This is a genomic window from Micromonospora sp. NPDC047812, assembly GCF_040704175.1.
Taxonomy (GTDB): Bacteria; Actinomycetota; Actinomycetes; order Mycobacteriales; family Micromonosporaceae; genus Micromonospora.
Map to the genome: position 1 here is coordinate 1 of NZ_JBEYRY010000025.1, position 9991 is coordinate 9991.

General features: G+C 73.8%; 9 protein-coding genes. 4 read left to right on the top strand and 5 right to left on the bottom strand.

Going from position 1 to position 9991, the window contains the following annotated elements:
- Positions 1–225: 225 nt before the first annotated feature.
- Both AB0883_RS30600 and AB0883_RS30605 read right to left on the bottom strand, forming a co-directional pair.
- Positions 226–1668 (bottom strand): MFS transporter, encoded by a 1443-nt coding sequence (locus AB0883_RS30600; RefSeq protein WP_366644744.1) that lies wholly within the window; start codon positions 1666–1668, stop codon positions 226–228.
- Positions 1669–1753: 85 nt separating this feature from the next.
- Positions 1754–1990: a hypothetical protein gene (locus AB0883_RS30605; protein ID WP_366644745.1), complete on the bottom strand. Its 237-nt coding sequence runs from the start codon at positions 1988–1990 to the stop codon at positions 1754–1756.
- A 150-nt stretch (positions 1991–2140) separates the two neighbouring features.
- On the opposite strand from AB0883_RS30605, the gene AB0883_RS30610 reads away from it, so the two are divergent.
- The 3 genes from AB0883_RS30610 to AB0883_RS30620 all read left to right on the top strand — a co-directional run bounded on the left by AB0883_RS30610 (position 2141) and on the right by AB0883_RS30620 (position 5550).
- Positions 2141–3271, top strand: a complete 1131-nt coding sequence (locus AB0883_RS30610; protein ID WP_366644746.1) for a geranylgeranyl reductase family protein — start codon at positions 2141–2143, stop codon at positions 3269–3271.
- 145 nt (positions 3272–3416) lie between these two features.
- A complete protein-coding gene (locus tag AB0883_RS30615; RefSeq protein ID WP_366644747.1) occupies positions 3417–3608 on the top strand; it encodes a hypothetical protein in 192 nt (63 codons plus the stop codon).
- Positions 3609–3873: 265 nt separating this feature from the next.
- On the top strand, positions 3874–5550 hold the full coding sequence (locus tag AB0883_RS30620) for an ABC-F family ATP-binding cassette domain-containing protein (RefSeq protein ID WP_366644748.1): 1677 nt from the start codon (positions 3874–3876) through the stop codon (positions 5548–5550).
- Between the two features lie 120 nt (positions 5551–5670).
- Here the strand turns inward: AB0883_RS30620 and AB0883_RS30625 are convergent, their stop codons facing one another.
- Positions 5671–7461, bottom strand: coding sequence for a 5'-nucleotidase C-terminal domain-containing protein (locus AB0883_RS30625; protein ID WP_366644749.1), 1791 nt, complete (start codon positions 7459–7461; stop codon positions 5671–5673).
- A 211-nt stretch (positions 7462–7672) separates the two neighbouring features.
- On the opposite strand from AB0883_RS30625, the gene AB0883_RS30630 reads away from it, so the two are divergent.
- A complete protein-coding gene (locus AB0883_RS30630; protein WP_366644750.1) occupies positions 7673–8575 on the top strand; it encodes an SDR family oxidoreductase in 903 nt (300 codons plus the stop codon).
- Between the two features lie 180 nt (positions 8576–8755).
- Here AB0883_RS30630 and AB0883_RS30635 read toward each other — a convergent pair whose 3' ends face one another.
- Positions 8756–9415 (bottom strand): nucleotidyl transferase AbiEii/AbiGii toxin family protein, encoded by a 660-nt coding sequence (locus AB0883_RS30635; protein WP_366644751.1) that lies wholly within the window; start codon positions 9413–9415, stop codon positions 8756–8758.
- Positions 9412–9753, bottom strand: a complete 342-nt coding sequence (locus tag AB0883_RS30640; RefSeq protein WP_121398382.1) for a hypothetical protein — start codon at positions 9751–9753, stop codon at positions 9412–9414. The genes AB0883_RS30635 and AB0883_RS30640 overlap by 4 nt, the downstream gene beginning before the upstream one ends.
- Positions 9754–9991 lie beyond the last annotated feature (238 nt).

Here is a 9991-nt window from a genome sequence, read left to right on the forward strand (position 1 = left end):
CGCAGACGGTGCAGGTGTCGGCGTACCCGGACCACTACGCCCAGTGGGAGCAGCAGGCCGCCGACCTCGTCGCCGAGCACTGGAACAGCTGACAACACTGAATGAACGCCGCCTGGCCGGCACCCCACCCGGGGTGCCGGCCAGCCGCATTCCGGGTGGCGGAGCCGGGCGGACCGGGGACGGCGCGGCCGTCGCGCCTCGACCAGTACGGCGAGCCGCTAACCTTCACCGGCGGTGGCCGAGGGCGACGTCGACCAGGGCCGCGACCAGCGCGAGGGCGATCACGCCGGCGGCCAGCAGCAGCGAGTGCCGGAAGGCGAGCGAGAAGTCGCCACCGCTGGCGGCCAACGAGGAGAAGAAGACCGAGCCGACGGCGGCGATCCCGGCGGCGGAACCGATCCGCTGGCCGGTCTGGAGCATGCCCGCCCCGCTGCCCGCCTGCCGCACCGGCACCTGGGACAGGGTCAGCGTCTGGTTCGGCGCGATCACCAGGCCGCTGCCCAGCCCGGCCGCCAGCAGGGGGGCCGCGGTCAGCCACGGCACGGCGGCGCCTTTCGGGGCCAGGTCGAGCACGACGACCACCGCTACGAGCCCGACCACCACGGTGAGCAGTCCGACCGCGACCAGGGGGCGCCCGAAGCGGTTGACGATCCGGCCACCGAGCGCGGACGCCGCGGCCGAGCCCAGCGCGAACGGGGTGATGGCCAGGCCGGCGACAAGCGCGCTGTAGCCGAGGCCGTTCTGCAGGTAGAGCGTGAAGATGAAGAAGATCGCGGTGAACCCGCCGAAGTAGACGAGCGCGATCAGCGACCCGAGGGTGTACGACCGGAAGCCGAACAGCCGCAGGTCGAACAGCGGTTCCTGGCGCCGGCCGTACCACCGCTCCCACGCCCCGAAGCCGGCCAGGGCGAGCAGCCCCGCCGGAACGAGCAGCCACTTCGCCGGGCCCCGCCAATCCTGCTGCACCAGCGGCAACAGCACGAGCAGCACTCCGACGCCGAGCAGCAGCACCCCGACGGGGTCCAGCCGCCGGTGGTCCCGTGGGCCGGCCGGTCGGCCGGGGAGCAGCCGCCAGCCGAGGACCACCGCGAGAACGCCGACCGGCACGTTGACGAAGAACACCCACCGCCAGCCGTGCGCCTCGCCGCCGATGGCGATCAGCAGGCCGCCGAGCAGCGGGCCGACGGCCGTGGAGATGCCGATGGTGGCGCCGAGCAGCCCGAACGGGCGACCCCGCTCCGGCCCCTGGAAGAGTTCCTGGATCAGCCCGGTGACCTGTGGGTTGACCACCCCGGCGGCGGCACCCTGGAGCAGCCGGGCCGCGATCAGCCACCCGGGCGAGGCGGCCAGCCCGGCCAGGGCGCTGGCCAGCGTGAACAGGGCGATCCCGAAGACGAACGCGCTTCGTCGGCCGCGCGCGTCGCCGAAGCGGCCGGCGGAGACCAGCACCAGCCCGAACGTCAGGGCGTACCCGGAGAGCACCCACTGCAGGTCGCTGGGGGAGGCCCCGAGGGCGCGGTCGATCGACGGGACGGCGACGTTGACGATGCTCACGTCGAGCAGCGTCATGAAGGCGGCGACCAGCCCGACCGCGAGGGCCTGCCAGCGGCGACGGTCGTCCGGCGGCGCGGTGGCGTCGACCGGTGGCGGTGTACCCGCCGGGCTCATCGTGGCTCCCGTGGACCGGTGATCGGGCATCGTCGAGCGCTACCCCGGTCCCCGGGAGGCGAACCATCGCGAGGCGCCCGGCGGCTCACGCCATCTGGCGGGCGCAGAACCGGGGCCCGAAGTCCAGCCCGGCCATCGGCGAGTCCTCGCGGTGCAACAGGTTCTTCTCGGTGAGCTGGTGCAGCGGCGCCCGCAACTGCTCCTCGGTGAGCCCGGCCTCCTCGGCGATCAGGTCCGGGTACGGCACCTGTCCCCGGGCCTCCAGCGTCGCGACCGCGTCGTACACCTTCTCCTCGACATCCGACAGTTGCACCTGCCGCATGGCCTTTCCTCCTTCGCCTGTCCCGCCCCTGCGCGGGCGGTCACGCCGCGCGGTTACCCGGTGGACGGGCGAAGATGCCCACCCGATCGGGCGGTGCCGCGTGGCCGCGCCGTCGGCGCCGGACGCCGCGGCTTGCCCTAGGCTGCACCAGTGATCGTCTGGGATCTCGCCGTCGTCGGCGCCGGCCCCGCCGGGCTCTCCGCCGCCCACGCCGCCGCCCGCGCGGGCGTGCGCACGCTGGTCGTGGAACGCGCCGCGCATCCGCGTTACAAGACCTGCGGGGGCGGTCTGATCGGCACCTCGCTCGCGGCGGTGGCCGGTCGGATCGAGGTGCCCGCGCACGACCGGGTCGACCGGGTGACGTTCACCCGGGACGGGAGACGCGGGTTCACCCGTCGCCATCCCGGCGGTCCGCTGGTGAGCATGGTGCGCCGGGAGGAGTTCGACGACCGGCTGCGTGCCGCCGCGGTCGCCGCCGGTGCCGAGGTGCGCGAGCGCGTCGCGGTCCGCGCGGTCGAGCAGGACCCCGACGTCGTACGCCTCAGACTCGCCGACGGGGACACCGTCCACGCGCGGGCGGTGGTCGGGGCGGACGGCTCCTCGGGAGTGACCGCCCGGCACGTGGGGGTGCGCCACCGGCAGGTGGACCTGGGGCTGGAGCTGGAGCTGCCCGTGCCGCCGGAGGAGCAGGCCCGCTGGCGGGGCCGCCTCCTGCTGGACTGGGGTCCGCTGCCCGGCTCGTACGCCTGGGTCTTCCCGAAGGGCGACCGGCTGACGGTCGGGGTGATCGCCGCCCGGGGCGAGGGAGAGCGGACCAGGGCCTACCTGCGCGGGTTCGTCGACCGGCTGGGCCTGTCCGGGGTGGAGCCGGCGCACGACTCCGGCCACCTGACCCGCTGCCGGACGGAGGATTCGCCGCTGCGTCGGGGCCGGGTGCTGGTCGCGGGCGACGCGGCGGGACTGCTGGAGCCGTGGAGCCGGGAGGGGATCAGCTACGCGCTGCGGTCCGGCGAGCTGGCGGGCGCGGCGGTCGCCGCGGGTGACCTGGCGGGCTACGAGGGCGCGGTCGCCCGGGACCTGGTGCCGTCGATGCGCGCGGGGCACCGGCTGCTCGACGTGTTCGCCCGGCGGCCCGGAGTCTTCCACGCGTTGCTGGCCACGCCGCCGGGCTGGCGGATGTTCGTGCGGTTCTGCCAGGGCCGGGCGAGCTTCGACGAGACGTTGCGCCGCGCTCCCGTGCGGGCGGCGCTGGCGCTGCTGGACCGGCCGACGGGCGGCTGAACCCCGGCCGGTGCGCCGAGGAGGGTGGCAGGTCTCCCGCGACCCACGGGCGTGCTCCGCCTTTCGCCCAGGATCCTAGGATGCCTTGGCGGTGGTGTCCGCCGTCACGACCACGGACAATGAGGGGCGTCGAGGGAGAGAAGTGATGGCCGAGGACCGCTCCGGACCGTCGTTCACCGACGACGACTACCGCTTCCTGCGGCACGTGCGCTTCGGCGAGCTGCCGCCCGCCGTCAGCCCGGAGGAGCGGACCGCGCTGACCGAGACCGATCCGCGGCGGGACCAGCCGGATCCGGGCGACGAGCGGGACCGGTGGGACCTGCGGCACGGGGCCTGACGCCGTGCTCGGGGAGCTGCGCCGCAGCTCCCCGACGGTTCCCGCCGGTTCTTCGTGCGGCGCTTCCCGACGGGGCGAAACCCGGAGGAGCGGGAGCACCGGCGCTGTTAACCTTGCCGTCATGGCACGAGGTATCTGGTCGCAGAAGGTCCGCTCCGTCCGCTGACGGCGGCGCTGCTCTCTGCTGAATCCGCGCTCGCCGTCCCGGTTCCCGCCGGGCGGTCGCTCGCTGCTGCCCGGCTCCACCACGAGCTGCGGAGCACCCATGAACCTCACCCCGACCTCCGAAACCATGTCCCTGCCCGCCATGGCGGGCGGTGCCGCGCACGTCCGCGCCCACGGCGTCACCGTCGTCCGCGGCTCCCGGCGCGTCCTGAACGACGTGTCGGTGACCGTCTCCGCCCGGTCCCGGGTCGCCGTCGTCGGCGAGAACGGCCGTGGCAAGACGACGCTGCTGCACGTTCTCGCCGGCCTGATCTCGCCCGACGAGGGCACCGTGCACCGGGCCGGCACGATCGGCCTGGCCCGTCAGGAGTTGTCCGCGCGCGACGGCGAGACCGTCGGCACCCTGACGTCCGCGGCGCTGGCCGCGTCGCTCGCGGCCCTCGCCGCGCTGGACGAGGCGTCGCTCGCCGTGGTCGCGGGCGATCCCGGCGCCGACGACCGCTATGCCGCCGCACTCGAGGCCGCCACCGGGCTCGACGCGTGGGACGCCGAGCGCCGCATCGATGTCGCCCTCGAGGCACTCGGCGCGTGCACGGACCGCGACCGGGCGTTGTCGCAGCTCTCGGTCGGGCAGCGCTACCGGGTGCGGCTGGCCTGCCTGCTCGGCGCGCGGCACGACGTGCTGCTGCTCGACGAGCCGACCAACCACCTCGACGCCGACGGGCTCGACTTCCTGACCCGCCGGCTGCGCGAGCACGAGGGCGGCCTCGCCGTCGTCAGCCACGACCGGGCGCTACTGCGCGACGTCGCGGACCGGTTCCTCGACCTCGACCCGACCCGCGACGGGACGCCGCGCCTGTACGCCGGCGGCTATGACGCCTGGCAGGACGCCCGGCACCGCGAACGCGAGTCCTGGGAGCAGGACTACGAGGAGCAGCAGGCCGAGCACCAGCGGCTGCAAGACGCGGTGTCCAAGGCGCGCAACCGGCTCTCCACCGGTTGGCGGCCGGACAAGGGGACCGGTAAGCACCAGCGCCAGTCCCGCGCGCCGGGCGTCGTGCAGGCTCTGCGCCGGCAGCAGGACGCCCTGCGGGCGCACCGGATCGACGTGCCGGAGCCGCCGCCGGCCCTGCGGTGGCCCGACCTGGGCGTCCGGCCAGGCGCGCCACAGTTGCGGGCGTACGGCGTCGCCGTCGACGGGCGCCTGGCCGGACCGGTCGACCTCTCCCTCGACGGCGGCGACCGGCTGCTGGTCACCGGGGCGAACGGTGCCGGAAAGTCCACGCTGCTCGCGGTGCTGGCCGGCGCGCTCCGGCCCACGCGGGGACGCGTCTGGACGGCGAAGGAGGCCCGGATCGCCCTGATCGACCAGGAGACCGCCGGGCACGACCCCGGCCTCACCGCCCGGGAGGTCCACGCCCGTCACGTCGGGCGGCTGGTGGCCGGCGGGGCGCTCCGCGACGCCGACGCCGTCCCGCTCGGGGCCCTCGGGCTGCTGGACTCCGACGCGATGCGCACGCCGGTCGGGCGGATGTCGCAGGGGCAGCAGCGGCGCCTCGACCTGGCGTTGGCGCTGGCCGGGCGGCCCGGGCTGATCCTGCTCGACGAGCCGACCAACCATCTGTCGTCGGCGCTGGTCGACGAGCTGACCGCCGCGATCCGCGCCACGAGTGCCGCCGTCGTGGTCGCCACGCACGACCGGCAGCTGCTGCGGGACCTCGCCGACTGGCCGCGCCTGGAGATCGGGGGTCGGGCCGCCGCCCACGAACGACGGTGAACCCGGCCCCGCCGCGCCGGCCCGGCCCACCGCCACGTCGCGTACGGGCCGGCGCGGCCGCGGCGGGCACCGGGACGGGCCGTGGGCGGGATCGCCCACGGCCCGTCCCGGTGATCGGGATCAGAAGACCGGCACGCCCTCGCGTACGAGCCGCCAGTTCGGCTGGTAGAAGTCCGCCGGGTCGATGGTGCCCTTGGCCTGCGCCCAGTCGATCAGCAGCTGACGGATCTCCTGCTGCTCGTTGTAGACCTGGGTCTTCACGATGCCGGGGAAGTTGCCGCCGCCGCTGCGCCGGTAGTTGTTCACCGCCACCACGAACTGCGCGTTGTCCGCCACCGGCGTGTCGGTGCCGGGCAGCACCAGGCGGGTGACGCGCTGACCCACCGGCCTGGAGATGTCGATGTCGTACTCCAGGCCGGAGAAGACGTCGTAGTTGTAGTCCGGCACGGCCGGGTCGCTGATCGCGGCCGGGTCGACCGGGGCGCCGGGGGCGAGGGTCCGGAAGTACTTCGCCGAGTACTCCAGGTAGGTGCGTACCTCCGCGCCGCTGAGCACGACCGCCTCGAGGGTGTTGTCGAAGACGTACAGCCCGGCCACGTCGCGGATCTTCACGTCGCCGGCGGGGAAGACCGCGGTCCGGCTGAACGGCGCCGCGATCGACAGCACCGGCAGGTCCGCGTACGAGGTGCCGGCCAGCGCCTGGCCGACGACCTCGGTCTGCACGTGGTTGATGAAGTCCAGGATCGGGGTGTCCCGGTAGCGGCTCTCCGCCGCCGACAGCTGGACGGTGGAGCGGGCCACGACCTGGTTGACGTACGCCACGGTCTTCTGGTGCTGCGCCCGCACGGCGGCGAGGACCTTCGGGTCCTCGGCCACGGTGTTGGTGTTCAACAGGGCGGCGGTCTTCTTGGTGATCTTCCAGCGGCCGCGCTCGCGGGCGAGGGTGAAGTCCATCCGGCTCAGCCGCTGGCCCCACTTCGACGGCTCGGTGAGCAGCACCTGCTCGCCGGTCCGCTCGTTGGTCACGAACTTCTCCGCGACCTCGGCGTGGGCGTGACCGAACAGGATCGCGTCGATGCCGGGGACCTGCTGGGCGATCAGCGCCGTCGGGTTCTCGATCGGCAGCTCCGGGCCGTAGCTGGAGGTGCCGCTGTCGCCGCCGTGGGCGGAGATCAGCACGATGTCGGCGCCGCGCGCCCGCATGATCGGCACGTACTTCGCGGCGGTGGCGATCATGTCGTCGAACCGCAGCTTGCCCTCGACGTTGGCCCTGTCCCAGATCGCGCTGCCCGGATTGGTCAGGCCGAGGATGCCGACCCGCAGCGGCGGTGCGGCGAAGCCGACGGAGACCTTCTTGATGACGTACGGCAGGAAGGCCGGCTTGCCGGTGGCGACGTTGACGGCGTTCGCGGCCAGCGCCGGGAAGCCCAGCTGCGAGATCCACTTCGCCAGCAGCGGCAGGCCGTAGTTGAACTCGTGGTTGCCCAGCGTCACGGCGTCGTAGCCGAGCACGTTCATCGCGTTGGCCATCGGGTGCGTCGCACCGGTGGTGGTGATCGGCTCCTGCTTGGCGTAGAAGGTGGCCAGCGGCGTGCCCTGGATCGTGTCGCCGGCGTCCAGCACCAGCGTCGCCCGGCCCCGCCGCTCGGCGCGGATCTGCGTGACCAGCGCGGCCAGCTTGGCGACGCCCACGTCGTTGTGCTTGCTGTCGTCGTACTCGGCGTCGGAGTAGTAGTCCCAGTTGTAGACGTTGCCGTGGGTGTCCGAGGTGCCGAGGATCGTGAGGTCCCAGGTCCGCGACCGGGCCGCGCCGGCCGCCTGGGCGGGGGTGGCGGCGATCAGCGGGACGCTCGCCGCCGCGGCCGCGGCGGCGAGCACCGTCCGACGCGACGGGCCGGAGGGAGAGGTCATGAGGTGCCCTTCCATGGGGGTTCTGGGCGCCCGATGAGCGCCGAGCGCACCATAAACGAGCGGCGGTCACTCCTGCCACAGCAGCCCGGGGTGTTTCATCACACCGGCCCACCCGGACCTGTCCGTGTAACACCGTGCCGGTCGTTTCCGCTTGCCGCCGCAGGGTACGGCGTGGGAGACCCAGACCCGACCGGTGCGCGAGGAGACGTCGGTGAGCGAGGACCAGCACACCCAGCAGGACCCCACCAGCCAGTACGGCCAGCAGGAGGGACAACCGAAGCAGCAGCAGACGCCGCCCGGCTCGACTCAGGAGATGACCCCGAAGCCGGACCACGGCGAGGAGTCGTACCGCGGCAGCGGCAAGCTCGACGGCCGGCGGGCGGTGATCACCGGTGGCGACTCCGGCATCGGCCGCGCGATCGCCATCGCGTACGCCCGGGAGGGCGCCGACGTGCTCATCTCCTACCTCAGCGAGGAGGAGGACGCCGACGCCCGGGAGACCGTCCGGCTGGTCGAGGAGGCCGGCCGCAAGGGCATCGCGGTACGCGGCGACATCACCGACAAGGGGCACTGCCAGGAGCTGGTCGATCGGGCCGTGCGCGACCTCGGCGGGATCGACGTCCTGGTCAACAACGCGGCCTACCAGATGGCACAGGACAAGGGCATCCTCGGCATCAGCGACGAACAGTTCGACCGGGTGCTGAAGACCAACCTCTACGCGATGTTCTGGCTCTGCCGGGCGGCCGTGCCGCACATGGCCGAGGGTTCGGCGATCATCAACACCTCGTCGATCCAGGCGTTCGACCCCTCGCCGCAGCTGCTGGACTACGCCACCACCAAGGCCGGGATCGCGAACTTCACCAAGGCGCTCGCCGCCGACCTGGCCGAGCGGGGGATCCGGGTGAACGCGGTGGCGCCGGGCCCGATCTGGACGCCGCTGATCCCGGCGACGATGCCGAACGAGAAGGTCGAGAAGTTCGGCCAGGACACCCCGGAGGGACGCCCCGGTCAGCCGGCCGAGCTGGCCCCGGCGTACGTCTTCTTCGCCTCCCAGGAGTCCAGCTACGTCACCGGCGAGATCCTCGGCGTCACGGGCGGCCGCCCCACGAAGTAACCCGCCCCGCCCCCGCCCCTGGCCCCACCGCCGCGCCCCTGGCCCCGTGCCCTGGCCCGCGCCCTGGCCCGCGTCGATCATGCACTTGTGGTGCCCCGCGAAAGGCAAGGATCGCCACTTTCCGCCCACCGGAAGTGCATGATCGACGCGGGAGATGGGGGTGGGGTGGGAGGGTGGGGGTCAGCGGGGCCAGGAGGTCAGGCGGGTGCGGACCTGGGCGATGGCGGCGGGGTCCAGGCCGTAGCGGGCGAACCGGCGGTCGGGCAGCCGGTCCAGGTAGCGGCCGGCGGCGCGGACGTCGTCCTCGTCCAGGGCCGGGTCGAGCTGGCGGGCCAGTTCCAGCAGCTCCGCCACGTCGTGGTGCTCCAGGGCCGCCGCGACGTCGATGTAGTCCCGGACCTCCCGCCGGTTGACCAGGGCGGCGGTCTTGTTCGCCATCAGGTCCCGCACGTCCATCACCGGGCCGAGGTCCATCACCACGGGGCTACGGTGCCGGTCGAGGCGGGCCAGGCTGAGCCGGATGAGCCGCCCGTCCCGGCTCACCACGAAGTCCCTCAGGTCCCGGTCGAAGCCGTCGAACAGCTCGGCCAGTTCGCTGTCGGGATCGGCGTCGGTCACCTCGAACCCGGCCCGCTCCAGCGCCGCACGCACCCCGTCCGCCGCCGCGGCGGCAGCCCCCTCCACGTCCGCGAACAGGTCCACGTCCTCCGTCGGGCGGGTCACCAGCCCGTGCGCGGCCCAGGCCACCCCGCCGCCGAGCACGAACCGGTACGGCCCGGCAGCCGACAGGGCCACCCGGGCCACCTCGCGATAGAACTCGTGCGGGTGCGCGGTGCTCACGCCGTGCGTAGCCCCCGGTGGCGGCTCTCCCACGCCTGGCGTACGCCCCGGGGCAGGTTGAGCAGCCGCCACACCCGGCGCAGTGTGCGCCCGTTGATGAGCAGCCGGAGATCCTCCGCGCGGGTGGTCTCCCGCAGCACGTTCTCGTACATCCAGAGCAGCTCGTCCGGGTCGCCCAGGTCGAACGTGCGGTCGGCGTTCCACATCAGCCGCACCGGCAGCTCCACCACGCCACGGGTGGGGCCGGTCAGCTCGGTCAGGGTGCGGGCCACCACGGCGGGCCGGCCCGGACGGGCCAGGTGGGCCGCGCGGGTCGGAGCGGGGGAGAGGGCCTGCATGCTGTCAGGGTAACCCCAGGTCGGGCCGCCGGGGATCGCGGTTTCGCCGGTGTCGCGGCGTGGCGGGCGCGGTCGGGACGGTTTTCGCGTTCCTTCGGCGTCGGTTCATGCGGGTCGCCGTGGCCGGGTTCGACGTGGTCGTCGTGATGGTTGTCGCGGAGTGGGTGGGGGTGTGGCCGGCCGTGCCCGGCTCCGGGCGGTCAGGCTTGATCCCTGCGCCGGGCACGGCGGGCCACAC